22 protein-coding genes are annotated in these 25,424 nt (G+C 66.1%); 16 read left to right on the forward strand and 6 right to left on the reverse strand.

All coding sequences use genetic code 11. The features are described 5' to 3' along the window. The first annotated feature begins 16 nt into the window (after window positions 1-16). Window positions 17-1,165, forward strand: a complete 1,149-nt coding sequence (locus AC3WRI_RS14045) for a metallophosphoesterase (protein ID WP_492293460.1) — start codon at window positions 17-19, stop codon at window positions 1,163-1,165. Window positions 1,166-1,534: 369 nt separating this feature from the next. Here the strand turns inward: AC3WRI_RS14045 and ettA are convergent, their stop codons facing one another. Beyond that, complete coding sequence (gene ettA, locus AC3WRI_RS14050) at window positions 1,535-3,202, reverse strand: energy-dependent translational throttle protein EttA (protein ID WP_010812269.1); 1,668 nt, start codon at window positions 3,200-3,202, stop codon at window positions 1,535-1,537. Between the two features lie 138 nt (window positions 3,203-3,340). Between ettA and AC3WRI_RS14055 the strand changes: the two genes are divergently transcribed. After that, on the forward strand, window positions 3,341-3,562 hold the full coding sequence (locus AC3WRI_RS14055; RefSeq protein ID WP_011616125.1) for a hypothetical protein: 222 nt from the start codon (window positions 3,341-3,343) through the stop codon (window positions 3,560-3,562). A 49-nt stretch (window positions 3,563-3,611) separates the two neighbouring features. Further along, window positions 3,612-4,136 (forward strand): M48 family metallopeptidase, encoded by a 525-nt coding sequence (locus AC3WRI_RS14060; protein ID WP_011616126.1) that lies wholly within the window; start codon window positions 3,612-3,614, stop codon window positions 4,134-4,136. On the opposite strand, the gene AC3WRI_RS14065 is transcribed toward AC3WRI_RS14060, so the two are convergent. Next, on the reverse strand, window positions 4,118-5,017 hold the full coding sequence (locus AC3WRI_RS14065; RefSeq protein ID WP_010812272.1) for an endo alpha-1,4 polygalactosaminidase: 900 nt from the start codon (window positions 5,015-5,017) through the stop codon (window positions 4,118-4,120). The genes AC3WRI_RS14060 and AC3WRI_RS14065 overlap by 19 nt on opposite strands. A 416-nt stretch (window positions 5,018-5,433) precedes the next feature. On the opposite strand from AC3WRI_RS14065, the gene AC3WRI_RS14070 reads away from it, so the two are divergent. From AC3WRI_RS14070 to AC3WRI_RS14085, 4 genes are all read left to right on the forward strand, one after another. Continuing rightward, the gene (locus AC3WRI_RS14070) at window positions 5,434-6,336 is read left to right on the forward strand and encodes an amidohydrolase family protein (RefSeq protein WP_011616127.1); all 903 of its coding nucleotides are present in this window, start codon (window positions 5,434-5,436) and stop codon (window positions 6,334-6,336) included. Window positions 6,337-6,381: 45 nt separating this feature from the next. Beyond that, complete coding sequence (locus AC3WRI_RS14075) at window positions 6,382-7,296, forward strand: amidohydrolase family protein (protein ID WP_010812274.1); 915 nt, start codon at window positions 6,382-6,384, stop codon at window positions 7,294-7,296. Between the two features lie 111 nt (window positions 7,297-7,407). Next, on the forward strand, window positions 7,408-8,850 hold the full coding sequence (locus AC3WRI_RS14080; protein WP_010812275.1) for a UbiD family decarboxylase: 1,443 nt from the start codon (window positions 7,408-7,410) through the stop codon (window positions 8,848-8,850). Window positions 8,851-9,080: 230 nt separating this feature from the next. Next, window positions 9,081-10,472, forward strand: coding sequence for a nucleobase:cation symporter-2 family protein (locus tag AC3WRI_RS14085; protein ID WP_010812276.1), 1,392 nt, complete (start codon window positions 9,081-9,083; stop codon window positions 10,470-10,472). Between the two features lie 5 nt (window positions 10,473-10,477). On the opposite strand, the gene AC3WRI_RS14090 is transcribed toward AC3WRI_RS14085, so the two are convergent. Beyond that, window positions 10,478-11,401 (reverse strand): LysR family transcriptional regulator, encoded by a 924-nt coding sequence (locus AC3WRI_RS14090; RefSeq protein ID WP_492293453.1) that lies wholly within the window; start codon window positions 11,399-11,401, stop codon window positions 10,478-10,480. 192 nt (window positions 11,402-11,593) lie between these two features. On the opposite strand from AC3WRI_RS14090, the gene AC3WRI_RS14095 reads away from it, so the two are divergent. The 5 genes from AC3WRI_RS14095 to AC3WRI_RS14115 all read left to right on the forward strand — a co-directional run bounded on the left by AC3WRI_RS14095 (window position 11,594) and on the right by AC3WRI_RS14115 (window position 16,992). Further along, entirely contained in the window at window positions 11,594-12,466 is an 873-nt protein-coding gene (locus AC3WRI_RS14095) for an FAD binding domain-containing protein (RefSeq protein WP_011616130.1), read from the forward strand. Then, window positions 12,454-12,960: a (2Fe-2S)-binding protein gene (locus AC3WRI_RS14100; RefSeq protein WP_010812279.1), complete on the forward strand. Its 507-nt coding sequence runs from the start codon at window positions 12,454-12,456 to the stop codon at window positions 12,958-12,960. Before AC3WRI_RS14095 ends, AC3WRI_RS14100 begins: the two co-directional genes overlap by 13 nt. Further along, on the forward strand, window positions 12,960-15,248 hold the full coding sequence (locus tag AC3WRI_RS14105) for a xanthine dehydrogenase family protein molybdopterin-binding subunit (RefSeq protein ID WP_010812280.1): 2,289 nt from the start codon (window positions 12,960-12,962) through the stop codon (window positions 15,246-15,248). Before AC3WRI_RS14100 ends, AC3WRI_RS14105 begins: the two co-directional genes overlap by 1 nt. After that, window positions 15,245-15,841, forward strand: coding sequence for a UbiX family flavin prenyltransferase (locus AC3WRI_RS14110; RefSeq protein ID WP_010812281.1), 597 nt, complete (start codon window positions 15,245-15,247; stop codon window positions 15,839-15,841). Before AC3WRI_RS14105 ends, AC3WRI_RS14110 begins: the two co-directional genes overlap by 4 nt. Window positions 15,842-15,903: 62 nt before the next feature. Further along, the gene (locus AC3WRI_RS14115; protein ID WP_010812282.1) at window positions 15,904-16,992 is read left to right on the forward strand and encodes a CobW family GTP-binding protein; all 1,089 of its coding nucleotides are present in this window, start codon (window positions 15,904-15,906) and stop codon (window positions 16,990-16,992) included. Between the two features lie 33 nt (window positions 16,993-17,025). Here AC3WRI_RS14115 and AC3WRI_RS14120 read toward each other — a convergent pair whose 3' ends face one another. After that, entirely contained in the window at window positions 17,026-17,502 is a 477-nt protein-coding gene (locus tag AC3WRI_RS14120; protein WP_010812283.1) for a MaoC family dehydratase, read from the reverse strand. Between the two features lie 54 nt (window positions 17,503-17,556). Further along, window positions 17,557-18,540 (reverse strand): tripartite tricarboxylate transporter substrate binding protein, encoded by a 984-nt coding sequence (locus AC3WRI_RS14125; RefSeq protein WP_010812284.1) that lies wholly within the window; start codon window positions 18,538-18,540, stop codon window positions 17,557-17,559. A 157-nt stretch (window positions 18,541-18,697) separates the two neighbouring features. Here AC3WRI_RS14125 and AC3WRI_RS14130 point away from each other — a divergent pair, with 157 nt between their 5' ends. Together AC3WRI_RS14130 and AC3WRI_RS14135 are read left to right on the forward strand one after the other, a co-directional pair. Then, window positions 18,698-19,600: a LysR family transcriptional regulator gene (locus tag AC3WRI_RS14130; protein ID WP_439671031.1), complete on the forward strand. Its 903-nt coding sequence runs from the start codon at window positions 18,698-18,700 to the stop codon at window positions 19,598-19,600. A gap of 130 nt (window positions 19,601-19,730) precedes the next feature. Further along, on the forward strand, window positions 19,731-20,921 hold the full coding sequence (locus tag AC3WRI_RS14135; protein WP_011616133.1) for a CaiB/BaiF CoA transferase family protein: 1,191 nt from the start codon (window positions 19,731-19,733) through the stop codon (window positions 20,919-20,921). 39 nt (window positions 20,922-20,960) lie between these two features. On the opposite strand, the gene AC3WRI_RS14140 is transcribed toward AC3WRI_RS14135, so the two are convergent. Then, a complete protein-coding gene (locus tag AC3WRI_RS14140; protein ID WP_037023832.1) occupies window positions 20,961-21,968 on the reverse strand; it encodes an AraC family transcriptional regulator in 1,008 nt (335 codons plus the stop codon). Window positions 21,969-22,313: 345 nt separating this feature from the next. Here AC3WRI_RS14140 and AC3WRI_RS14145 point away from each other — a divergent pair, with 345 nt between their 5' ends. Continuing rightward, complete coding sequence (locus tag AC3WRI_RS14145; RefSeq protein WP_058698055.1) at window positions 22,314-23,663, forward strand: nucleobase:cation symporter-2 family protein; 1,350 nt, start codon at window positions 22,314-22,316, stop codon at window positions 23,661-23,663. Between the two features lie 3 nt (window positions 23,664-23,666). Further along, the gene (locus AC3WRI_RS14150) at window positions 23,667-25,073 is read left to right on the forward strand and encodes an amidohydrolase family protein (RefSeq protein ID WP_058698054.1); all 1,407 of its coding nucleotides are present in this window, start codon (window positions 23,667-23,669) and stop codon (window positions 25,071-25,073) included. Window positions 25,074-25,424 lie beyond the last annotated feature (351 nt).

Consider the following 25,424-nt stretch of genomic DNA (forward strand, 5'->3'; position numbering starts at 1 on the left):
GCCCAGGCCCGCCCCCATGCCTCCACGCACCACCATCCTGACCGCCGCCCTCGTGACAGCCCTGCTGCACGGCTATATCGGGCTGCGCCTGCTGCCGGCGATGCCGGTGCCGATGGCGGTCAAGGCATTGGCCGTCTCCTGGCTGGCCCTCTCCTGCGCCCTGCTGCCGGCCGGGCTGCTGGCGCGGCGCGTCAGCCAGCCCTGGTCGGACCTGGTTTCCTGGATCGGCATGCTGGCAATGGGATTCTTCTCATCCCTGCTGGTGCTGACGCTGGTACGCGACGTGGCGCTGGCGGCGGCCTGGCTGGCCGGGCAACTGCTCGGCTGGCACGCGCCCGGCCTGTCCGCGGGCAGTGCGGTGGCGGTGCCGCTGCTGGCGCTGCTGGTCACGCTGGCCGGCTATATCAATGCCCGCCGGCTGGCGCGCGTGGTCGAAGTCGACGTGCCCGTGGCCGGCCTGCCCGACGCCCTGCATGGTTTCACCATCGCCCAGATCAGCGACATCCATGTCGGGCCCACCATCAAGCGGCCCTACCTCGACCGCATCGTCGACCGCGTCAACAGCCTGCAGGCCGACGCCGTCGCCATCACCGGCGACCTGGTCGACGGCACCGTGCGCGAACTATCCGCCCACACCGCGCCGCTGGCCCGGCTGCAGGCGCGCCACGGCACCTACTTCGTCACCGGCAACCATGAGTACTACTCCGGCGCGGAGCCGTGGATCATTGAGCTGCGCCGCCTGGGCGTGCGCGTGCTGATGAACGAACATGTGGTGCTGCAGCACGACGGCGACGCGCTGGTACTTGGCGGCGTCACCGACTACTCCGCCGGCCGCTTCCACGAAAGCCACCGCAGCGACCCGCACCGCGCCATCGCCGGCGCCCCGGCACACGCCGGCGCGCGCGTGCTGCTGGCCCACCAGCCACGCACCGCTGCCGCCGCGGCGGAAGCCGGTTTCGACCTGCAGTTGTCCGGCCATACCCACGGCGGCCAGTTCTGGCCGTGGAACCTGTTCGTGCCGATGCAGCAGCCATACACCGCCGGACTGGTGCGGCATGGTTCACTGTGGATCTATATCAGCCGTGGCACCGGGTATTGGGGGCCGCCGAAGCGGTTTGGGGCGCCGTCGGAGATTACGCGGGTTAGGCTGGTGAAAGCGGGCTAGGAGAATGCCGTAGAAGGCCGAAGAATGGTCGCAGGGATTACTCAGCAGAAAGCCCCGCTCATTTGAGTCGGGGCTTTTGCTTATGGCACGAGCGCTGTCTGCTCACCGCTGGCGCCGCTCGGGCCCAAGGGGCTTTATTTGCCCTTCAGGTTCATCGAGCTGAATGCCTTTCGAGCCAAGTCTGAGATGCGTTTCTTGTTCCGCCTTAGCTCGGCGATTTCGGATTTCGTCAGATATAGGGAAACTGGAGACCTGCCAGATTTCATCATCACTCCTCCCGTCCTGCAGGACTTGCGACAACACTGCGTCATTCGCCATTCGCCATTCGCGCGAAAACGCGAACGGCGAATTAACTCCCCTCCACAACGCTCACCGCACAATCGGCTTATACCGAATCCGCTTGGGCTTGGCCCCTTCCTCACCCAGCCGCCGCTTCTTGTCCGCCTCATATTCCTGGTAGTTGCCGGGGAAGAACTCCACATGCGAGTCCCCCTCGAACGCCAGGATGTGCGTAGCAATCCGGTCCAGGAACCAGCGATCGTGCGAGATCACCATCACGCAGCCCGCGAATTCCAGCAGCGCATCTTCCAGCGCCCGCAGCGTTTCCACGTCAAGGTCGTTGGACGGTTCGTCCAGCAGCAGCACGTTGCCGCCCGCAATCAGCGTCTTGGCCATGTGCAAGCGGCCGCGTTCGCCGCCCGACAGCGTGCCGACCTGCTTCTGCTGGTCGCCGCCCTTGAAGTTGAAGCGGCCGATATAGGCGCGCGACGGCGTTTCGTACCTGCCCACCGTCAGGATGTCGGAGCCGCCCGAGATCTCTTCGAACACGGTCTTGGTGCCATCAAGCGCGTCGCGGCTCTGGTCGACAAAGGCCATCTTCACGGTCGGCCCGATCTTGATCTCGCCGCTGTCGGGCTGTTCCTTGCCGGTCAGCATGCGGAAGAAGGTCGACTTGCCGGCACCGTTCGGGCCGATGATGCCGACGATGGCGCCCGGCGGCACCTTGAAGCTGAGGTTGTCGATCAGCAGACGGTCGCCGTAGCCCTTGCTCACGCCGTCGAACTCGATCACCTCGTTGCCCAGGCGCTCACCCACCGGGATGAAGATTTCCTGGGTTTCGTTGCGCTTCTGGTAGTCCTGGCTGTTCAGTTCGTCAAAGCGGGCCAGACGCGCCTTGGACTTGGCCTGGCGGCCCTTCGGGTTCTGGCGCACCCACTCCAGCTCCTTGTGCAGCGCCTTCTGGCGGGCCGATTCGCTGGCCTCTTCCTGCTTCAGGCGCGCTTCCTTCTGGTCCAGCCACGAGCTGTAGTTGCCCTTCCAGGGGATGCCCTGGCCGCGGTCCAGTTCCAGGATCCACTCGGCGGCGTTGTCGAGGAAGTAGCGGTCGTGGGTCACGGCCACCACGGTGCCCGGAAAGCGCGTCAGGAACTGTTCCAGCCATTCCACCGATTCCGCATCCAGGTGGTTGGTCGGCTCGTCCAGCAGCAGCATGTCGGGGCGCGACAGCAGCAGGCGGCACAGCGCCACGCGGCGCTTTTCACCGCCGGAGAGATGCTCGATCCTGGCGTCCCACGGCGGCAGGCGCAGCGCGTCGGCGGCGATTTCCAGCTGCAGTTCGACATTGTTGCCGTCGCTGGCGGCCAGGATGGCTTCGTACTTGGCCTGGTCGGCGGCCAGTGCATCGAAGTCGGCGTCCGGTTCGGCATAGGCCGCGTAGATCTCGTCGAGCTTCTTGCGCGCCTCGAACACGCCGCCCAGCGCCTCTTCCACCGATTCGCGCACGGTCTGCTCGGGATTGAGTTGCGGTTCCTGCGGCAGGTAGCCGATGTTCAGGTTCGGCATCGGCGTGGCTTCGCCCTCGATTTCCTTGTCGAGGCCGGCCATGATCTTGAGCACCGTGGACTTGCCCGAGCCGTTCAGGCCCAGCACGCCGATCTTGGCGCCGGGGAAGAACGACAGCGAGATGTCCTTCAGGATGTGACGCTTGGGCGGGACGATCTTGCCCACGCGGTTCATGGTGAAAACGTACTGTGCCATGGGTGCGTGTTGGAGGGTTGTTCGGGAATGGCGGGAGTGTATCAGGCAGGCGCGGCGCGCTGAGGCAGCGCTGCTCGATTCCGCCCTGGCCGGTACAATGACAGGTTCGATTTTTCGCCGATTTCCCGAGCCATCGCCATGAGCAAACCCGCCCTGACCCTGAAGTTCAAGTGCAAGAAGTGCACCAAACCCGTCACGCTGTACCTGCAGAAGACGTCGGCCTGCTCGCACATCACCCCGTACCAGGGCTTCTGCAAGTGCGGCGAGATGATGCGTCACGCCACCGGCGACAAGGACGCGGTCGAGTCCTTCGTCAACTCGCTGGACAACAGCTGGATGCACCACCATCACCACCACTGAGCAGGCCACTGCCGTGAGGGAAACCTGGCGCCCCGCCGGCAAGGACCCGATGCGCTTCCTGGGCGGCTACCCGCCCGGCGTGCTGGAGCAGGTGCGCGAGCTGATCGCCGCCGGCCGGCTCGGGGACCATATCGCCCGCCGTTACCCCGGGCGCCATACCGTGCAGACCGACCGCGCGCTGTACGAGTACACCACGGACATCAAGCAGGAATATCTGCGCAGCGCGCCGCCGCTGCACAAGGTCGGCTTCGATGCGCGCCTCGATTCGGCCCAGCGTGCGCTGGGCCTGCACACCGCGATCTCGCGCGTGCAGGGCAGCAAGCTCAAGGCCAAGAAGGAAATCCGCGTGGCGTCGCTGTTCAAGGAAGCGCCGCCGGAATTCCTGCGCATGATCGTCGTGCACGAGCTCGCCCACCTGAAGGAGAGCGATCACGACAAGGCCTTCTACCGGCTCTGTGAACACATGGAGCCGCGCTACCACCAGCTGGAATTCGATACCCGGCTCTACCTGGCCTGGCGGGAGCTGGAACGCGCCGCCCCCGCCGGCGCAGGCACTCAGGCGTCGCAGGCGTAGCGGAACGAGCCGTTCAGGGTCTTGGGCAACACCAGCGTGCGCAGGTTGGCGGCCTGCGCCTTGGCGCACAGCCCGGCGCGCGTGGCCGCGTCCTTGTACTTGGTGGCGTACTCGATCTGGAACACCGGCTTGCCCTGCCCCGTGAACGCCGTATAGGCGCCGCACTCCCGGTACTGGAAGCACTGCTCGTTGATGGCGAAATCGAAGCTCGCCGCCAGGTCCGCCACCTGCTCCACATCGTTCTTCAGCCCCACCGCCAGCCCGCGCGCATGCGCCTCGGCCGCCAGGAAGCGGTTGTAGTCGAGCTGGGTCTCGGCCGTCAGCGGCAGGCCGGTGCTGTTGGTATAGCCATCGACGTTGTCCGGATCGACCGCGTCGCAGCCCTTGCTGACCGCCAGGTCCATGCGCGCCTGCATGATGCGGCGCACGTTGGCCGAGCGCGTATCGAGCCAGCGCTCGCCCGCCCAGCCCGACAGCGGCGCGCCCATGTCCGCGGCGGCAAACTGGTTGTAGTCGGGGCGCCAGTCCTCGGAGCTGCCCGCGGAGAAATAGCAGATCACGCGCCGGCCCTGGGCCTTGAGCGCAGCGATAGTGGCCTGCGGCGTATCGAACAGGTCGAAGTCATAGGCAGTCACCGCATAGCTGGTGTTGAGCTTGCCGGTCAGCTGGATCTGCCAGGTATCGGTCAGCGCCGGTGCCCAGCGCGTGGTGGCGCTGGTGGTGGTTTCCGTGACCCCGTATTTTGTTGTCGTGGCCGCCGTGGTCGTCGCAGTCGGCGACACCATCTCCGTCTGGCCCCCATCCCCGCCGCAGCCGCCCAGCGCCATCGACAGCGCAACAGACAGCATGGCCCCCGCCATCACCGCATAGTTGCCGTGCATGTTTTTCACCCTTCCCCGTGATAAACCCCGTTCAAAGCAATCGGCCCGAGTTCTCCCTGCCCCGCGCCGGCGGGCCTGCCACCACGGTTTATGCAATGTAGCGGATTCGTACCATGGTTGGAATGCACGTGCGCCCGCTGTTCGTGCGGCGCAACACATGATGCGCTTGACGCAACGCTTGCGCGCTAGGTATAAAGAGCGCGTGGGTAGAAGCGGTCGATTGGACAGCAGCGGCGCAATGCCGCGAGGTTCAACTGGAGATTGCTCACTGACGGAGGGTTTCGTCGGTGGCGCAGTGGTCCAACAGCTCCCCTGACAAAGACTCCCGATAGCAGCATGCAAGGCCGGCCCCGCGGCGTTGTTCGCGCACGCCCGCCGCATGCGTGTCCAACCTAGTCATTGTTAGGGGATCTCCCATGATCATCGACACCAGCTGTTATCCGACCAACCTGGTGGACCTGGCCTGGCGCCACGACGGCGACCCGTTCACCGGCGAGCGCCTGATCCAGATGATGGACGGCCCGTTCACCATCAACGGCAAGCCGCGCCGCATCGACAAAGCCTTTATCCAGCCCCCGCAGGGCAACACCATCTACACCTACACCGACGGCGTGAAGTCAGGCAGCGAGTCCATCGACGCGTACATGGCCTACACCGCGGAGATGGTGAAGAAGTATCCGGAACGCTTTATCGGCTGCTTCGTCTACAACCCGCGCTGCGGCGTCGAGAACGGCGTCAACGCCATGGAGCACTACGTGAGGAAGCTGGGCTTCAAGATGGTCCAGTTCCAGGCCAACATGCATGCCTACCGCCCGGACCGCGCCCTCGACTGGCTGCGCCCGGCACTGCAGAAGTGCGCCGAGCTGGGCGTGCTGGTCAAGCTGCATACCGGCGACGGCCCCTACAGCATCCCGACCGAATGGGTGCCGATGATGAAGGAGTTCCCGACGGTGAACTTCATCATGGCCCACTTCGGCGTGCAGACCGGCGGCGTGTATTGCTTCGAGCCGTTCCAGATGGCCATGGACATGCCCAACGTGTACTGCGAATCGGGCTGGTGCCTGCAGTCGCGCATCGTCGAGTTCGCCAAGGTGCTGCCCAAGCACAAGATCCTGTTCGGCTCCGACACCCCGCCCAACGAGCCCGGCATGTGGCTGCGCCTGCTGGAAGTGCTGTGCTTCGAGCCGCCGCAGGGCCTGAACCTGGATGAAGACACGCTGGAAGACTACCTCGGCAACAACGTCGCCCGGATGATCGGCCTGGAACCGACGCCGGTCCCGCGCACGCTCGAAGAAGCGAAAGCACGCCTGGCCGCGTAAGCGCACAGGCCCGCGCCACCGACAACGGACTCCGGAGCACACAACATGATTATCGATACCCATCTGCACCCGACCAATCTCGTCGACGAGGCCTGGCGCCACACCGGCGAGCCCTTCAACGGCGAGCGCATGCTCAAGATGATGGACGGCCCCTACATGATCAACGGCAAGCCGCGCCGCATCGACATGGGCTTTATCCAGCCGCCGCCGGGCAACACCGGCTACCGCGACGGCAACCGCCGCGGGCGCGAAGGCATCCGCGACTACATGGCCTACATCGCGGAGCTCTGCCAGAAGTACCCCGACCGCTTTATCGGCAACTTCACCTTCAACCCGCGCTGGGGCCCGGAAGAAGGCGCGCAGGAGCTGGAATTCCACGTCAAGGAATACGGCTTCAAGATGCTCAAGCTGCATGCCAACATGCACGGCTACCGCCCCGACCGCGCGCTGGACTGGCTGCGCCCGGCGATGAAGGTCTGCGCCAAGTACAACGTGGTGGTGCTGATCCACACCGGCGACGGCCCGTACACCATCCCGACGATGTTCTACCCGATCATCCGCGAATTCCCGATGGTCAATTTCATCATCGGCCACTTCGGCATCCAGACCGGCGGCAACTACTCGTTCGAGGCCTTCTGGATGGCAATGGACACGCCCAACGTGTATTGCGAATCGGGCTGGTGCTTCCAGTCGCGCATCGTCGAGTTCGCGCGCCAGCTGCCGCGCGACAAGATCGTGTTCGGCACCGACACCCCGCCCAACGAGCCCGGCATGTGGCTGCGCGAGCTGGAGATGCTGTGCGGTCCCGCGCCGCAGGGCATGGACCTGGACGAGGACGGGCTGGAGGACTACATGGGCAACAACATCGCCCGGCTGGTCGGCATCGAGACCACGGCGCCGCCCAGGACGCAGCAAGAGGCATTGGCGCGGCTGAAGGATACGTACGCCAGCACGCGCTGACATGTAGTCGCTAGCTGTTCGGCAGGCAGGCACGGCACGGCGGCCGGGAGCCCCCCCGCCCCCCCCGGGGCAGCCTTCGCCCTGGCCAACCCTGACCACAGGAGCCGATCCATGAACTCACCCTCAGCGCCCTTCGCCTCAGCGGCATCGGCGCGCAAGCCCTTTCACGACACCTCGCAGGACTTCCACCAGTTCCTGGCCGCCTACCGCGAGGCCTTTCCCGAAGACGTGCTGCATATCCGCGAGCCGGTCGGCGCGGACCAGGACCCGACCGCACTGGTGTGGGCGCTGGCCGCGCAGGGCCGCCATCCGGCCTTGCTGTTCGACCATGTCGAAGGGCTGGGCACGTCGCTGGCGACCAACCTCTTCGCCTCGCGCGAGCGCGTGGGGCGCATGCTGGGCGGCGTGGCGCCCGCCGGCATCCATGGCGAATACCAGACCCGCAGCCGCCGCATGGTGGCGCCGCGCGTGCTGGACAGCGGCGCCGTCACCGGCCATGTCGAGACTGAACACATCGACCTGCGCACGATCCCGGCGATCAAGCACTTCGCCACCGACCGCGGCCCATACATCACCAACGCGATCCTGATCGCGGAAGACCCCGACACCGGCATCGGCAACGCCAGCTACCACCGCTCGATGCTGCACTCGCCGACCGAGATCGCCACCAGCCTGCATTCGCGCGGGCACCTGTGGCGCATGCAGCAGCGCGCCACCGAACTGGGCCGGCCGCTGCCGGTGGCCATGGTGATCGGCGCGCATCCGCTGTTCATGCTGGCCGGCGCTGCGCGGCTGCCCTACGGCGTGGACGAGCGCCACGTTGCCGGCGGCCTGTTCGGCGCGCCGCTGGAAGCGGTACGCACGCCGCGCCACGGCATCCTGGTGCCGGCGCATGCGGAGATCGTGCTTGAAGGCGTGATTGATCCCGACGCGCGCGTCGACGAAGGCCCCTTCGGTGAATTCACCGGCTATTCGTCGGACCGCTCGACCAACAACCTGCTGCGCGTGGAAAGCGTGATGCGCCGCACCGATGCATGGCTGGTCGACGTGGTCGGCGGCAACTCGGCCGAACACCTGAACCTGGGCCGCATCCCGCGCGAATCGGAGATGGTCGACAAGCTCAGGGAGCGCTTCCCCGGCGTCACCGCCGTGCACTACCCCAGCTCCGGTACGCACTTTCACGCCTACGTGGCGCTGCGCCAGAGCCGCCCAGGCGAGGCGCGCCAGGTGATGCTGGGCCTGCTCGGCTGGGATCCGTACCTGAAGACGGTGGTCGCGGTGGACGAGGACGTCGACATCACCCGCGATGAAGAAGTGCTGTGGGCGATGGCCACGCACCTGCAACCGCACCTGGACGTGGTGGTGGTCGACGGCCTGCCTGGCAGCGCACTCGACCCCTCGGCCTCGGGTGTGGGCACCACATCACGCATGGGACTGGACGCCACGCGCGGACCTGCCTTCGACGGTATCCGCGCTCGCATCGACCCTGCCGCGATGGAGCGCGCGGCAGCACTGCTGAAGCGGCTGGAACGCGCGGGCTCCCACGTGCCGTAAGGGATAACCCGCTGAAACTGGCGGACTCATCGTTTCACCCGATCGATAAATCCGCCGCGAACGTTGTACCTTCCCGCCGCCGCTGTCATGCTGGACTGACAAGACAGGACAGGCGCGGGCATCGCACGAGAAGGATGGCCACTGACCATCCCGGAAAGGAAACTGCCGGCGACCTTGGCGACACGTGAGCGCAATGCGCGACCGGCGTGGTACCGACCAAAGGAGACAGTATGAATTCCACCCTGCCTACGCAAGGGAATGCCCCCGTGCATCCCGTCGACGAGGTCCTGCCCCCGACCCGCCTGCTGGCCCTTGGCCTGCAGCACGTGCTGGTGATGTATGCCGGCGCCATTGCCGTGCCGATGATCATCGGCGGCGCCCTCAAGCTGCCCAAGGACCAGGTGGCCTTCCTGATCGCCGCGGACCTGTTCTGCTGCGGCCTGGTGACGATGATCCAGAGCATCGGCATCTGGAAGGTCGGCATCCGCCTGCCGGTGATGATGGGCGTCACCTTCACCGCCATCGCACCGATCATCGCCACCGGCTCCAATCCGTCGCTGGGCCTGCCGGCCGTGTTCGGCGCGGTGATGGTGGCGGGCATCTTCACCTACATTGCCGCGCCCTATGTCGGCAAGATGGTGCGCTGGTTCCCGCCGGTAGTGACCGGCACGGTGGTGCTGGTGATCGGCGTCTCGCTGATGCGCGTCGGCATCAACTGGGCGGCGGGCGGCAACCCGACCATCAACACGGCGGCCGGCCCCGTGCCCAATCCCAACTTCGGCCTGCCGGTGAACATCGCCATCGCCACCGCTGTGCTGTGCACGGTGCTGGCGCTGGTGGCCTTTGCCAGGGGTTTCCTGTGCAACGTGGCGGTGCTGATCGGCATCGCGGTGGGCTTCGTGATCGCGCTGTCGCTGGGCAAGGTCAACTTCGACGGCCTGCACAACGCGCACTGGGTGGAGTTCATCACGCCCTTCCACTTCGGCTGGCCCACCTTCGATGCCATGACCGCGGTCACGCTGTGCGTGGTGATGATCGTGATCATGATCGAGGGCGTGGGCCAGTTCCTGGCGCTAGGCGAGATCGTGGGCCGCCCGGTGGGCTGCGACGACCTCGCGCGCGGCCTGCGTGCCGACGGCGTGGGCGCGCTGGTGGGAGCGGTGTTCAACACCTTCACCTACACCTCGTACGCGCAGAACGTGGGGCTGGTGCAGGTCACCGGCGTGCGCAGCCGCTGGGTCTGCGCCACCGCCGGCGGCATCCTCATCGTGCTGGGCTGCCTGCCCAAGCTGGCCTTCTTTGCCGCCTCGATCCCGCAATACGTGCTGGGCGGCGCCGCGCTGGTGATGTTCGGCATGGTGGCCGCCACCGGCGTGCGCATCCTCGGCCATGTGGACTTTGTCGAGAACAAGAAGAACGCCTATATCGTCGCCGTCAGCGTAGCGCTGGGCATGATCCCGCTGGTGTCGGACAAGTTCTTCGCGCAGATGCCGGAGCTGCTGGCCAAGTTCTGCCAGAACGGCATCCTGCTCGGCACGCTGACCGCGGTGCTGCTGAACCTGCTGTTCAACGCCCGCTCGCCGGTCCCCCAGGCCCACGGGCTGGCGAAGGAGCCGGCCTGACGTAGTCAGGCTGCGTCGGCCAGCTTGGCGCGAAAGCGCATGAGCAGGTCGCGGAAAGCCTGGGCCGGCGGTGACAGCGACCGGTCCGCGTGCACCAGCAGCGAGATCTCGCGGTGGATCACCGGATCGGTCGGCATCACCGTGGCCAGCCCCAGCGCGGAAGTCAGCCGCGTGACCGCCGCGCTCATCACCGCGATGCCCAGCCCGGCATCCACCATGCCCACCATGGTCAGCGGCAGGAACACCTCGTGCACCCGCTGCAGCGAAATGCCGCGCGCGGCCAGAGCGGTATCCAGGCAGTCGCGGATCGGGTTGCCCTTGTGCGGCCCGATCACGGGCAGGCCCGCCACGTCTTCCCAGCGCAGCGTCTTGCGCCGCCGCAGCGGATGATGCGCCGGCATCACGATCACGAAGGGATCGGACATCAGCCGGTGGGCGCTCAGGTCGGGCTGGCCCTCGGGAATGGTGCCGATGCCGAAATCCACCTCGCCCGAGCTGACCATCTTGGTCACCTCATGCTCGGACACGTCGTGCAGTTCCACCTTCACGCCGGGATGGCTCACGCAGAACTCGCGGATCACGCGCGGCAGCATCAGCGCCGCCTGGATCGACGACGCCGAGATCGACACGCGCCCGCGCCCCAGCGTGCGCAGCTCGCTGGAGTTCTCGATCACGCTGTCGATATCGGCCACCGCCTTCTTCACCAGCGGCAGCAGCTCCGCGCCCGCCTGCGTGATGTGCAGCTGGCGCGTGTGGCGGTCGAACAGCTTCAGGCCGAGGTTGCCTTCCAGCTCGTGGATCAGCGCGCTGACCGACGACTGCGACAGGTCCAGCTTCTCGGCCGCGCGGGTGAAGTGGCGCTCCTGCGCCACGGCGATGAACGCGCGCAGCTGGCGCAGCGACACGTTCATGTTGCTGATGTTGGGCACGTTGTCTACCTCCGGGATGTCGGGGTGCGCACTTGTCTTGCCAGATTGGCCGGCGCGTCTGATTCAGAGGGTAACACGATCAATTAATCCGTTTCCGGGTCTTTACCGATGAAGCCCATCCGCCCATGATGACTTCAACGGTGCGCGCCCCACACGACAGGCAGACGCCGATGGCACAGACCAGGAGGAGCAATGAGAGCGTTTGAATATTTCGAACCGGCAACGCTGGCGGAAGCCTCGGCCATGCTGCACCGGTGCGGCGGCAAGGCCAGCGTGCTGGCCGGCGGCACGGACCTGCTGGTCCAGATCAAGGAGTCCGTGCGCAAGCCCGAGCAGGTGATCAACATCAAGAAGATCCCGGGCATGGACGTGCTGACGTTCGACCCCGTCAACGGCCTGCGCATCGGCGCGCTGGTGACCACGCGCGCGGTGGAGACCTCGGGCTTCGTGCAGCGCCACTACGCCAGCCTGGCGAAAGCCGTGACGGACTTCGCCTCGATCCAGGTGCGCCATCGCGCCACCGTGGTGGGCAACGTCTGCCGCGCGTCACCGTCGGCCGATTCGATCGCGCCGCTGGTGGCGGACGGTGCTTCGGTACACCTGTATGGCCTGTCAGGCTCGCGCGAGCTGCGCGTCGAGGACTTCGTCACCGGCGTCGGCAAGACCGCCATCGCGCCGGACGAGATCGTCACCCGCATCACCGTGCCGGCGCCGCGCCCCCACACCGGCAAGGTCTACCTCAAGCATGGCCGCCGCGTGCAGATGGAACTGGCCACCGTCGGCGTGGCGGTATCACTGACAGTCGAGAACGGCCACTGCGCCGAGGTCGGCATCGTGCTGGCAGCGGTCGGCCCGACCCCGGTACGCGCCGTGCGTGCCGAGCAGGTGCTGCGCGGCCAGCGCGTGACGGACGCCCTGGTCCTGCAGGCCGCGCACGCCGCCATGGGCGAAGCGCGCCCCATCAGCGACGTGCGCGCCAGCGAAGCCTACCGGCGGCAGATGGTCAGCGTGCTGACCCGCCGCGCCCTGGAGCAAGCCCTGGAGGCCGCAACATGCGAAAGATAATCGAACTCGTCATCAACGGCGAACCGCGCGAACTGGCGGTGGAACCGCACGGCACGCTGCTCGACGCCCTGCGCAACGACGCCTGCCTGACCGGCACCAAGAAGGGCTGCGACGTGGGCGAATGCGGTTCATGCACCGTCATCATCGACGGCCAGCCGATGAATTCCTGCCTGGTGCTGGCGCCCGAAGCGCACGGCTGCCACATCACCACCATCGAAGGCGTGCAGCCCGCGCCCGACACCGTGCACCCGATCCAGGAGCAGTTCATGCAGTGCGGCGCCGCGCAGTGCGGCTTCTGCACGCCGGGCTTCGTGGTGATGGCCAAGGCGCTGCTGGACGAGAACCCGCGTCCCACGCGCGACGAAATCCGCTTTGCCATTGCCGGCAATATCTGCCGCTGCACCGGCTACACCAAGATCATCGAGGCCATCGAGAGGACCGCCGAGGCCATGGAATTCGCGGGCTGCAAGGCCCGCGCCAGCGAGGAGGCATGATGACCCACGCCGTGATCGGACACAGCGTCAAGCGCACCGACCTGCTCGACAAGGTCACCGGCAACGCCAGATACGTTGCCGACATGCCCTTCCCCGGCCTGCTGTTCGGCAAGATGAAGCGCTGCAACCTCGCGCACGCGAAAATCCACCGCATCGACACCTCGCGTGCGCTGGCATTGCCAGGCGTCAAAGCCGTGCTGACCCATGAGAACGTGCCGCGCGTGCTGCACGCCGGCTCGCCCCACCCGCGCTCCGCCTCGGTGACCTGCGACCAGTACATCCTGGACGACAAGGTGCGCTACTGGGGCGAAGGCGTCGCCGCGGTGGCCGCCATCAGCGAAGAGATCGCCGAGCGCGCGGTCGAGCTGATCGAAGTCGAGTACGAAACGCTGCCCGCCGTCTTCACCACCGAGGACGCCGAGCGCTCTGACGCCCCGCGCATCCACGACCGCGAACCCGGCGGCAACCTGGTGCTGCCGCCGGTGATCATCAAGCGCGGCGACGTCGAAGCGGGCTTTGCCGAGGCGGACTTCATCCTCGAAGGCATCTACGAAGGCGGCCGCCCCACCCCCGCCTACATGGAGCCCAACGTCTGCACCACCAGCTGGGACGGCAACGGCAACCTGACGGTGTGGATCTCCACCCAGACCGCCTTCATGGTGCGCGGCATCATGGCCGAGGTGCTGGGCCTGCCGCTGCACAAGGTGCGCGTGCTGGTCGACCACATGGGCGGCGGCTTCGGCGCCAAGCAGGACCTATTCCAGCAGGAGTTCCTGTGCGCGCTGCTGGCGCGCGAGACGCGCCGCCCGGTGCGCATGGAATACACGCGCGAGGAAACCTTCCTCGGCGGGCGCACGCGCCATCCGGCGAAGATCTGGCTCAAGCAAGGCTTCCGCAACGACGGCACCATCACCGCGCGCCAGGCCAAAGTGGTGTTCAACTCCGGCGCCTATGGCTCGCATGGCCCGGGTGTGACCAATGTCGGCACCGCCGCCATGGTCTCGCTGTACCGCTGCGACAACGTGTTGCTCGAAGGCCGCTGCGTCTACACCAACAGCCCCATCGCCGGCGCCTTCCGCGGCTATGGCGTGGTCCAGACCTATTACGCGCTCGACGTGCAGATGGACGAGGCCGCCGAGCACCTGGGCCTGGACCCCGCCGGGCTGAAGCTGAAGAACGCCGTGCGCGAAGGCGACATTGCGCCGTCCAACCATCCGCTGATCGGGCACGGCCTGGAGGCCTGCATCGAGAAAGGCATGGAACTGGTCGACTGGCCCGCGCTGCGCCGGCGCCCGCGCGACACCAACGGCCCGATCCGCACCGGCTGGGGCCTGGGCTGCGAAATGCACGGCAGCAGCGCCTATCCCGGCATCAAGGAGCAGGGCAACGCCATCATCAAGATGAATGAGGATGGCACCGTGGTGCTGCTGACCGGCGCGGCCGGGCTGGGTACCGGTGCGCATACCGCCCTCGCCCAGATCGTTGCAGAAGAACTGACCCTGCCGTTCGAAGCGGTGGCGGTCGTGCACGGCGATACCGACGTGGTGCCCTGGGACATCGGCGCCTTTGCCAGCCACACCACCTATATGGTCGGCAAGGCCGCGCAGATGGCGGCGGGCGAGATCAAGCGCCAGCTGTTCGATCGCGCGGCCAAGCTGATGGAATGCGAGCCCGAGGCCCTGACACTGACCGCCGGCGTGATCGCCGTGCGCGACCGCGACGGCCCGACCCTGACCGTGCGCGAGGCCGTGATGCCGCGCAAGGGCATCCCCGCCGCGCAGCTGGTGGGCACCGCCACCTATCACCCGACCAAGTCGTATTCATTCGCCGCGCATTTTGTCGAGGTGGCGGTCGATACCGAAACCGGCTTCATCACCGTGCAGCAGGTGTTGCCTGTGCATGACGTCGGCAAGGTGATCCACCCGGTGGCTGCCGCAGGGCAGATCGAAGGCGGCATCCAGCAAGGCATCGGCCATACGCTGTATGAGGACTACCAGATCGATATGCGCACCGGGCGCTCGCTCAACGCCAACTTCGTCGACTACAAGATGCCGCTGGCGATGGACATGCCACCCATCCACACGGTGATCCTGGAAGCGGCCCCCGACCCCGGCGGCCCGTTCGGCGCCAAGGGGGTGGGCGAGGACCCGATCGTCGCGATCGGGCCGGCGATTGCCAATGCGGTGTTCGATGCCATCGGCGTGCGCTTCCGGCACTACCCGATCAAGCCGGAGCAAGTGCTGCAGGCACTGGCTGAGAAGGCAGCGAAGGAAGGCGCCACCCCATGACCCGCAAGCAACGCCTGGTGGTGGCCATTACCGGCGCCAGCGGCGCGGTGTACGGCGTGCGCGTGCTGCAGGCACTGTCGGCACTGGACGGCTGGGAGACCCACCTGGTCTGCTCGCCGTCCGGCCTGCTGACCGCGCACCATGAACTGGGATTGCAGCGCCCGCAGCTCGAAGCCATGGCCGACGTGGTGCACAACGTGCGCGACATCGGCGCCACCATCGCCAGCGGCTCGTTCCGCTGCGACGGCATGGTAGTGGCGCCGTGCTCCATGCGCACGCTGGCCGCCATCGCCACCGGGCTTGCCGACAACCTCGTCACCCGCGCCGCCGACGTGATGCTCAAGGAGCGCCGCCGGCTGGTGCTGCTGGCGCGCGAGACGCCCTTCCACCTGGTGCACCTGCGCAACATGACCACGGTGACCGAGATGGGCGCCATCGTGGTGCCGCCGGTGCCGGCCTTCTACACACATCCGCAGTCAGTGGACGACATCGTCAACCACACCGTGGGGCGCGTGCTGGACCTGTTCGACGTGCCGCACGACGGGCTGGTGGAACGCTGGCAAGGCTTGCGCCCCAACGTGGCTACCGCCTGAAGAGAACTAGAGAACTTTCGCCCCGCGATAGCGGGGAACGCAGTACCCAATCAGGAGACAACATGAACGCACCTGCCGTCGCACAACAACCGCCCGTCCCGGTCACCATCCTTACCGGCTTCCTCGGCTCGGGCAAGACGACGCTGCTCAACCACATCCTGACGCAGAAGCATGGCCACCGCATCGCCGTGATCGAGAACGAGTTCGGCGAGGTCGATGTCGATTCCGACCTGGTGATGACCTCCGACGAAGAGATCTACCAGATGACCAACGGCTGCATCTGCTGCGTGGTCGATGTGCGCACCGACCTCGTGCGCATCCTGCAGAAGCTGCTGGAGCAGCCCGAGCGCTTCGACCATATCCTGGTCGAGACCAGCGGCCTGGCCGATCCCACGCCGGTGGCGGCCACCTTCTTCATGGACAACGAAGTCGCCAAGCAGGTCACGCTCGACGGCATCCTGACGCTGGTGGACGCGGTGCATATCGAGAGCCACCTCGATGATCCCCAACTGACCGGCTTCGACAACCAGGCCGTCGACCAGATCGTGGCGGCCGACCGCGTGATCCTCAACAAGACCGACCTGGTGAACGCCGCGCAGCTAGACAGGCTGGAGGCACGCATCCACCGCCTGAATGAGGGTGCGCAGATCCTGCGCTCAAACTTTGCACAGGTGGACCTGGGCAAGATCCTCGGCATCGGCGGCTTTACCACGGGCACGATCCAGGCGGACGCGCACGCTGACCACCACGAACATGCGCACGACCACGACCATCACGACCACGTGTGCGACGAGCATTGCGACCACGTGCACGATGACGACGCGCACGGCCACCGCCACGATCCGTCGGTGACGTCCGTATCGCTGGTGTTCGACCAGCCGTTCGACCGCCAGCGCCTGGAGCACGGCCTGAAGGCACTGCTCGCGGCGCAAGGGGACGATGTGTTCCGGATGAAGGGGATCGTGGCCGTGGAGGGCGATGACCGCCGCTACGTGCTGCAAGCCGTGCACCGGCTGATGGATTTTCATCCCGCCGATGCGTGGGGCGCGGAGGCCGCGCAAAGCAAGTTCGTATTTATCGGCCGGCACCTCGACAAGCTGCGCTTGCAGACGCTGCTGAGGGTCTGCCTGCCCGTGGCCCAGGCAGCCTGACGGTCCTGACCGGCAGCGGAGGCTGACCTCCCGTCAGTCCCCGCTGCTGCCCGGCACACGCTTGCGCAGCAAGTACCTTTGCGTACCCTCCATGACGCAGACGTCGTTCTGGTTTCGCACCTCCGACCGCATCGCCAGCACGCCGGTCGTACGACCGGGAACCAGCTCGGTGACGGTGAGGCGGCAGTACAACGTATCGCCGACATAGACAGGCGCGAGGAAGCGGCTGCTCTGCTCGATAAAGCCCTTCAGGGACTCCTCGACCATATGGGGAAACAGGCCCGCCCCCGCGGCAGTCTGGATCACGACCTGGAAGCCGTGCGCCAGCATGTGCGGCATGCCGAGAGCACGGCAGTACTCGACGTCGTAGTGAACCGGATGGTTGTCCCCGCTTGCCAGCTGGAACGCCGCGAACAGCGCGTCGGTCATGGTGCGGGACGGCAGGTTGAAGTGCTCTCCGAGTTCGAAATCCTCAAAGTAGCGTTGCGGACAAAGTTGATAGGCGTTCATGGCTTCTCCGTATTCCTGATGGTTGGTTCCGGCGCTGGCCTGCGCGGGTTTCGCTCAGTCGGCTTTCATATTCGTGGCGACGGCCACCCGCTTCCACTTCTCCAGTTCCGCGCGCAGGAACTGGTCGAGCCCCGCTGGTGTAGGCTGCGTCTCCAGCTGCAATCCGAGTTCGAAGGCTTTGCTTTGCAGGGCGGGATCGCTGAGTGCATCGCCAAGTGTCGAGACCAGCTTCTGGACAACTGCCGACGGTGTTCGGGCTGGCACGAATACCGCGTTCCAGGTGTACGCCTCATAGCCTGACACGGCTTCCGCAATCGCCGGCGTCTCCCTGGTCTGCGGCAGGCGTTTTCCCATCGACGTTCCCAGCAATCGCACCGTTCCCGCGCGCACCTGCGCCAGCCCTGTCGGTGCGCTGTCGATCATGAATTCGACATGGCCACCGATAAGATCGGCCATGGCAGGCGCACTCCCCCGATATGGGACGTGGACCGCTTTCGTTCCTGCCGTGTAGTTCAGCAGTTCCCCGGCGAGATGCGGGGCACTGCCAACTCCGGCTGAGCCATAGTTGACCTGGCCGGGACGCGACTTCAGATAAGCGAAGAATTCCGGCAGTGTTTTCGCCGGGACGCCCTTGTTCACGACCAGCACCAGCGGCGCACGAGCCGCCAGCCCGACTGGCGCAAAGTCCTCGATCGTGCGATACGGCAGGCTGGCGTGAATGCTTGGGTTCACGGCATGCGCGACAGTGGTCAGCAGCAACGTATAGCCGTCCGGTGCCGCTTTCGCCGCGAGCTCGGTGCCGACTATCGTGCCGGCCCCCGACTTGTTCTCGACAACCACCGAGGTGTTCAGCTTGCGGCCCCAGCTTGCAGCCAGCGATCGGGCGAAGGTGTCCGTCGGCCCGCCAGCGGGGTACGGAACGATCAGTCGGACAGGCCGCACCGGGTAGTCTGTCTGCGCCACTGACGGGGACGCCCAGGCCAGGAGTGTCGCGGCGCTGCCCAGCGCGCTGGCGATCCTGCGGAAGAATATAGTCATGTTGGTCTCCGATTATTTCTCGCATAGCACAGCGGTAGCTGCCGTGACGAGCCGAAATATAGAATCGGACCCTGCAAGGACACCAGTCGAAAGCTCCTGGGGTGTCGTTAGAATTCCTCTAAACATCCCCGGGAACTGTCGGGCAACGGAGACAAGCGTGCGTTTCGAACTCACCGACCTGCGAGTATTCCTCGCCATTGCGCAGGCCAAGAGCGTGACGGCAGGAGCGTCAGATATGCATCTGACGGCGCCTTCGGCCAGCTACCGCCTCAAGAACCTCGAACAGGCAATGGGCGTCCCGTTGTTCAACAGGACACAGAAGGGCATGGCCCTGACGCCGGCGGGCGAGACGGTACAGCACTATGCCGAGGCGATCATGGAGAACGTCGAACGCTTGCAGTCGGAGATGCGGCGCCATACCGACGGCATTGAAGGGCATATCCGTGTCTACGCCAACAGCAGCACCATGGCCAGCCTGCCCGCGGCGCTTAGCCGGTTCCTGGCGGCGTACCCGAACGTCAATGTCGACCTGGAGGAGCACCTCAGCGAGGACAGCGTGCGGGCAGTGATCGAGGACCGGGCGGACGTCGGACTGGTGGCCGGCGCGATCGATATGCGGGGCCTGGAGTTCATTCGATATGGCGTCGATGAGTTGATGTTCGTGGTTCCGGCACGCCACCCGTCCGGGCTGCTCGACAAGATGTCCCTTGCACAGGCATTGGCTTACGACCTGGTATCCGTCGGCAGCAAGAGCAGCAATTTCCTCTTCCTCAATGACATGGCCGCGCGTGCCGGCATCAAGCCACGCGTTCGCGTGCATGCACCCGACTTTGCCGCGGCCATGCGTTGCGTACAGGAAGGCGCCGGCATCTCCCTCGTGCCACGTTCCGTAGCGGGTCCCCTGATTGAGCAAGGGGTGGTGGAAGGGGTCACCCTGGATGAGCCATGGGCCCGGCGCGAGCAGCGGATTGTCGTGCGGAGCCAGAAGGCGCTCCCGGCCTATACGCGGGACTTTATCCGGTATGTCGCCGAATGGGGCGCACCGGACGCTGCGCCCTAAGGGCAGGCATGCGGCCAGTTTCGAAGACTTCGAAGCCGCCTTAGGAATTCTCGACTGTTCGGGGGAAGAGGACCATTCCTATACTTTGTCGTCCGGCCCGTGTGCCGCCAGGTCCCTTCATTCTCCCTCCATGAAACCCAGCCTACGCCCCCTTGATGGCATCACCGTTCTGGCGCTTGAGCACGCTGTAGCGGCGCCCTTCGCCAGCCGCCAGCTCGCCGATCTCGGCGCCCGCGTCATCAAGGTGGAACGCCCGCTCGTTGGCGATTTCGCCCGCGACTATGACCATTCCGTGCACGGCCAGTCGTCGTTCTTTGTCTGGGCAAATCGCGGCAAGGAAAGCCTCACGCTGGATCTCAAGAAGCCCGAGGCCAAGGCGATCGTGCACAAGCTGCTCGCCGAAGCGGACGTGTTCATCCAGAACCTGGCGCCGGGAGCCGCCCAACGCATGGGACTGGACTTCGAGTCATTGCATGCTGACTATCCTGAGCTGATCGTCTGCGATATCTCAGGGTATGGTGACAGCGGGCCATACCGCGACAAGAAGGCCTATGACCTGTTGATCCAGGCCGCTGCGGGCCTGATCTCGGTAAGCGGTACGGAAGCTGCGCCGTCGCGCACCGGCATTTCCATCGCGGACATTGCCGCTGGCATGTACGCCTATACCGGCATCCTGTCCGCCTTGCTGCAACGCGCACGGACTGGCGCCGGCCTCCGGGTTGAAGTCACCATGCTCGAGGCGTTGAGCGAATGGATGTCATATCCCCTGAACTTTGCTCACTATGGCGGCACGCCGCCGGCACGCAACGGCGTTGCGCATCCGGGTATCGCCCCCTATGGCCAGTACCAGACCGGCGATGGGGCCAGCGTCATCTTCGGGCTGCAGAACGAACGGGAATGGCAGCGGTTCTGCTCCGAGGTGCTGGAGGACCCGGCCCTGGCGGCAGATGACCGCTTTAACTCCAATCTCCAACGCGTCGCCAATCGCGCGGCGCTGGACCAGGAGATCGCCAGTCATCTCCGCTCCATGACCGGGGAACAGCTGGTCAAACGTCTCGATCGCGGGGGCATTGCCAACTCGCCCCTGAACGACATGCATGATGTTTGGCAGCACGCGCAATTTGCCGCACGCAATCGCTGGCGGGAAGTCCAGACGCCGGGTGGCGCCATCCAGGCACTTCTGCCGCCGGCTACGCTGTCGGGCGTACCGGCTTCCATGGGGAATGTTCCGGCAGTCGGCGAGCACTCTGCTTCTGTCCTGAAGTCGCTCGGCATGAACGAGGCAGAGATCGAGGCACTGGTGGCGGCGGGCACGATCTGAGTGCTGAAGGTCCTGAGCAACAGGGGGGCCGGCTCGCCGTCAGCCCCCCTGCTGCGCTGCCGCCCGCAAGGTCTGCGACGGCAGCTCGCCAAACTCGCGCCGGTACTCGCGCGAGAACAGGCTCAGGTGCGTAAAGCCGTGCCGCAGCGCAATCGCGCTGACCATCCCCTTCTGTTGCCGCGCCCGTTGCAGATCGGCGCGTGCGCCATGCAGGCGCAGCAGACGCAGGTACTCCATCGGCGTGGTGTTCTTGCTCTTGCGAAAACCCAGTTGCAAGGTGCGCGCCGATACGCCGCAATGTGCGGCGATCTGCTCCAGCGTCAGCGGCTGTTCAAGATTGGCGCGCAGGTAGGCGATGGCATTGCGCACATAGTCAGGCAGCACCGCCTCGAACCGGCGCGGCAGCATATTGCCGTCCGCGGCAAAGCGGTCGAGCAGCAGTGTCGACAGCACGATGCGCTCGATGCTGCCGTCCACCGCCGGCACGCCGCTGCCTTCGCGCCGCACCCGCGTTTCCGCGCGCAGGTAGCTCACCAGCGCCTGCCAGCGCGCGGCGCGGCCATCGTCCGCCACCGGCTGCATGTCGAATTCAATCGGCACCGGCGGCTCGAAGCTGAACTGCTGGCGGAACGCCTCGTCGATCAGCTGCCGGCGGATCACCACGCTGAAGCGCTCGCAGCCAGGGTCCAGCGACAACGTGGCCGGCACGGTGGGCGAGAACACAAAGGTCGCACCCGGCGGCATCAGCATCGCACCGCGCGGGGTCTCCACGCGGCACGTACCCGCCAGCACGGTCTGGATCACGAACTCATCCTTGTTCGGCTGCGGCTCGATCTGCACTGCCTGGTTGTAGGCAATGGTGACCAGCGTCAGCCGGCCGATGGTGCTGGTGTCGATACGGGCATCGAGCGCCGCATCGGCCTCCGTCGCGCGCAGCCGCGTGGGACCGAACACGCGGCCAGACAGAGACTGGATGCGGTCGAGGTCACCGCCGCGGCTGACTGGCGAGCGGGAGGCAGCAGCAGACCATCCTGCGGTGGGTGACATGGCGTTGGGAAAATGGTGGAAAGCGCCGGGAATACGTCTTCGCTTCCAGCGCATTCGGATAGCAATGAAGAAGCGCATCCATCCTATGACCACCCCCGCCCTCACGCAACCCAAGGGAAACCCCTGATGCCCCGGGCGCGCATTTTGCAAGCGCGATTGCGGCCCGGTGCCAGGGCCTTCGCAATAGCGCTATGACGGCATGCCGTGCATCACTACTGTGCAAGGCATGCGTCGGCCATGCGCCGCGCATGGCACCGTGACGGACCGAGCCCGGCAACCAACAGACCGGGCCAGCCGCCGCCGGCATGGCGCACTTTCCCCCAGCACGCGGCAGGAGACAACATCATGCAAGCAGCGGTTCACCCCGTCGACCAGGTCCTGCCGGCACGCGCCATGGCGACGCTCGGCTTCCAGCACATGCTGGTCAGTTATCTCGGTGCCATCGCCGTGCCGATGATCGTGGCCGGCGCGCTCAAGATGACGCCGGCGCAGACCACCATGCTGATCAGCACCGCGCTGTTCACCTCCGGCATCGCCACCCTGCTGCAGACCGTCGGCTTCTGGAAGTTCGGCGTGCGCCTGCCGCTGATGCAGGGCGTTGCATTCAGTTCAGTGGGCCCCGTCATCGCCATCGGCACCGATCCGTCGCTGGGCTTCAACGGCGTCTGCGGCGCCATCATCGCCGCGGGCGTAATCGCGATGTTCCTTGCGCCCATCATCGGCAAGCTCAAGCGCTTCTTCCCGCCGGTGGTTAGCGGTTGCACCATCACCGCGGTGGGCCTGTCGCTGTTCCCGGTTTCGTTTCACTGGTTTGGAGGCGGAAGGGGGGCGTCGGATTTCGGCGCCCCCATTTTTTTCATCGTTGCCTTCGGCGTGGTGGCGCTGATCCTGTTCATCAACCGGCACGGCGGCGAGCTGATCCGCAACCTGTCCGTCGTGATCGGCCTGCTGGTCGGCGGCGCGGTGGCGTGGATGCTGGGCATGGGCAGCTTCGACGAAGTCGCGCGCGCACCGTGGTTCACCATGGTGACGCCGTTTGCCTTCGGCATGCCCACCTTCAACGTGGGCGCCATCACCACCATGGTGATCGTGATGGTGGTGCAGATGGTGGAATCGATGGGCCTGTTCATCGCCGTCGGCGATATCGTCAAGCGCCCCCTGACCGAGCGCGATGCCACCCGCGGCCTGCGTGCCAACGGCCTGGCCAGCGCCATCGGCGGCATGTTCGCGGCGTTCCCGTATATCGCCTTCATGGAGAACGTGGGCCTGGTCATCGTCACCGGGGTGCGCAGCCGCTGGGTAGTAGCCACCTGCGGCGCGATGCTGTGCGCCGTGGCGCTGGTGCCCAAGATCGGCGCCCTGTTTGCCTCGATCCCGGCCGCGGCGCTGGGCGGTGCAACCATGGTCATGTTCGGCGTAGTCGTGGCCGCCGGCATCAAGACGCTGGGAGAGGTCGAATACGACCGCAATCCCAACAACCTCTCCATCGTCTCCATCACGCTCGGCTGCGCGATGATGCCCGTGATGCTGCCCGGCATGCTGGAGAAGCTGCCCGGCTTCCTGCAGCCCTTTGTCCACAGCAGCGTGATCATCGCCTGCGTGGTCTCTGTGCTGCTCAACCTGATTCTCAACGGCGTGCCCGCCCGTGAAGCCGACGAGCTGCCCGCCAGTGCCGACAACGTCCAAGGGGTCTGAAACATGGTGCAGAACACCAACGCCACCAGCGCCGCGCCCGCCGGCGGCCTTCTGATCCGCAACGCCGCCGCCGTGATGACCGGCCGCACCGGCAATGCCGCGCGAGCGGGCGCCGCCGACATCCGCATCCGCGACGGCCGCATCGCCGAGATCGGTGCAGTCCTGCCGCGCCACGACGACGAGGCTGTGCTGGACGCCACCGGTTGCGTGGTCTACCCGGGCTGGGTCAACACCCACCACCACCTGTTCCAGAACCTGCTCAAGGCCGTGCCCAGCGGCATGAACGTGGGGCTGGAGCAATGGCTGGCCTCCGTCGCCTACCCGCGCCTGGCGCGCTTCACGCCGGAGATCTTTCGTACCGCCGTGCGACTGGGCATGGCCGAACTGCTGCTGTCCGGCACCACCACCTGCGCCGATCACCACTACCTGTATCACCACGGCCATGGGGCGGAGACCGGGGACGTGCTGTTCGAGGTAGCGGAAGAGCTTGGCATGCGCCTGGTGCTGTGCCGCGGCGGCGCCATCCAGTCAGCCTCCGATCATCCGGGTATGCGCGCCACCGCGCTGGTGCCCGAGACGCTGGACGAGATGCTGGCCGATATCGAGCGACTGAAGGCGCGCTATCACGACGCTTCGGCCGATGGCCTGCGCCGCGTAGTGGTCGCACCAACGACGCCAACCTTTTCGCTGCCCCCCGCACTGCTGCGCGAGCTGGCCGCCTTCGGGCGCGGCATGGACCTGCGGCTGCATTCGCACCTGTCGGAGACCGACAACTACGTGAAGTTCTGCCGCGAGAAGTACCAGTGCACGCCGGTGCAGTTCGTGGCCGACCACGACTGGCTGGGGCCGGACGTCTGGTTCGCGCACCTGGTCACCGTGAATCCCGAAGAGATCCGAATGCTCGCCGTAACCAACACCGGCATGGCGCACTGCCCCGTCAGCAATGCGCGGCTCGGCAGCGGCATTGCGCCAGTGCGCGCGATGGCCGATGCGGGCGTGCCGATTTCACTGGGCGTGGATGGAGTGGCGTCCAATGAATCGGGCAGCATGGTGCATGAGGCCAATTTCGCGTGGCTGGTGCACCGGGCGCTGGGCGGGGCCGCGCAAACCCGCGTGGAGGAAGTCATCCACTGGGGTACCGCAGGCGGTGCGCAGGTGCTGGGGCTGCCGGGTATCGGCACGCTCGCGCCAGGGCAGTCTGCCGACCTGGCGATCTATGACGTCAGCGGGCTGCGGTTCCATGGCTTCCATGACATCGGCACTGCGCCTGTGGCGGCTGGCGAGCCTACGCCGGTGCGGGATGTGCTGGTGCGCGGGCGGCACGTGGTGCGTGATGGCGCGATCGTGGGGCTGGATCTGGAGAAGCTGCGCCGGGAGGCGCGGGAGGCATTGGCGACGCTGGTGGATTGAGGCGAGTGGTTTAGGCGTTTGGCTATTTGCTGGCGGGCGTGGCTCGGGCAGGATGCGGCGTCCGTGTAGGAATGCGAAGTGTCTTATCGAGTTGTTGGCTCTGACGCGTGAGACTGACACGGTCATCGCACACAACGGTGACCGGGTGTGGAAACCCGAATGTCAGCAGCCGGACGGTCGTCCCTGACGACCGTTCTTGCCTATACGGGCAAGCCATCTATGGCGGGCCGGATGAGGCAGCCGCAAGGCTGACCGGCAATGGCTGTGGCACCGGTTTCCACCCTCGTCGTCAGGCCCGCCGCCCTTCCCTAACGTCGTGCGGCGGACCTTCACTCAACGATAGGAGGTCCT

Source organism: Cupriavidus sp. FW305-27 (assembly GCF_058787995.1).

Bases quoted from the DNA above. Each gene is read 5' to 3' on its own strand.
- AC3WRI_RS14080 (WP_010812275.1), top strand. From the start codon at position 7,408: ATGAACTCACCCTCAGCGCCCTTCGCCTCAGCGGCATCGGCGCGCAAG.
- AC3WRI_RS14060 (WP_011616126.1), top strand. From the start codon at position 3,612: ATGCGCTTCCTGGGCGGCTACCCGCCCGGCGTGCTGGAGCAGGTGCGC.
- AC3WRI_RS14105 (WP_010812280.1), top strand. From the start codon at position 12,960: ATGACCCACGCCGTGATCGGACACAGCGTCAAGCGCACCGACCTGCTC.
- AC3WRI_RS14070 (WP_011616127.1), top strand. From the start codon at position 5,434: ATGATCATCGACACCAGCTGTTATCCGACCAACCTGGTGGACCTGGCC.
- AC3WRI_RS14115 (WP_010812282.1), top strand. From the start codon at position 15,904: ATGAACGCACCTGCCGTCGCACAACAACCGCCCGTCCCGGTCACCATC.
- AC3WRI_RS14120 (WP_010812283.1), bottom strand. From the start codon at position 17,502: ATGAACGCCTATCAACTTTGTCCGCAACGCTACTTTGAGGATTTCGAA.
- AC3WRI_RS14110 (WP_010812281.1), top strand. From the start codon at position 15,245: ATGACCCGCAAGCAACGCCTGGTGGTGGCCATTACCGGCGCCAGCGGC.
- AC3WRI_RS14140 (WP_037023832.1), bottom strand. From the start codon at position 21,968: ATGTCACCCACCGCAGGATGGTCTGCTGCTGCCTCCCGCTCGCCAGTC.
- AC3WRI_RS14075 (WP_010812274.1), top strand. From the start codon at position 6,382: ATGATTATCGATACCCATCTGCACCCGACCAATCTCGTCGACGAGGCC.
- AC3WRI_RS14125 (WP_010812284.1), bottom strand. From the start codon at position 18,540: ATGACTATATTCTTCCGCAGGATCGCCAGCGCGCTGGGCAGCGCCGCG.
- AC3WRI_RS14145 (WP_058698055.1), top strand. From the start codon at position 22,314: ATGCAAGCAGCGGTTCACCCCGTCGACCAGGTCCTGCCGGCACGCGCC.
- ettA (WP_010812269.1), bottom strand. From the start codon at position 3,202: ATGGCACAGTACGTTTTCACCATGAACCGCGTGGGCAAGATCGTCCCG.
- AC3WRI_RS14150 (WP_058698054.1), top strand. From the start codon at position 23,667: ATGGTGCAGAACACCAACGCCACCAGCGCCGCGCCCGCCGGCGGCCTT.
- AC3WRI_RS14055 (WP_011616125.1), top strand. From the start codon at position 3,341: ATGAGCAAACCCGCCCTGACCCTGAAGTTCAAGTGCAAGAAGTGCACC.
- AC3WRI_RS14085 (WP_010812276.1), top strand. From the start codon at position 9,081: ATGAATTCCACCCTGCCTACGCAAGGGAATGCCCCCGTGCATCCCGTC.
- AC3WRI_RS14095 (WP_011616130.1), top strand. From the start codon at position 11,594: ATGAGAGCGTTTGAATATTTCGAACCGGCAACGCTGGCGGAAGCCTCG.
- AC3WRI_RS14100 (WP_010812279.1), top strand. From the start codon at position 12,454: ATGCGAAAGATAATCGAACTCGTCATCAACGGCGAACCGCGCGAACTG.
- AC3WRI_RS14045 (WP_492293460.1), top strand. From the start codon at position 17: ATGCCTCCACGCACCACCATCCTGACCGCCGCCCTCGTGACAGCCCTG.
- AC3WRI_RS14065 (WP_010812272.1), bottom strand. From the start codon at position 5,017: ATGCACGGCAACTATGCGGTGATGGCGGGGGCCATGCTGTCTGTTGCG.
- AC3WRI_RS14135 (WP_011616133.1), top strand. From the start codon at position 19,731: ATGAAACCCAGCCTACGCCCCCTTGATGGCATCACCGTTCTGGCGCTT.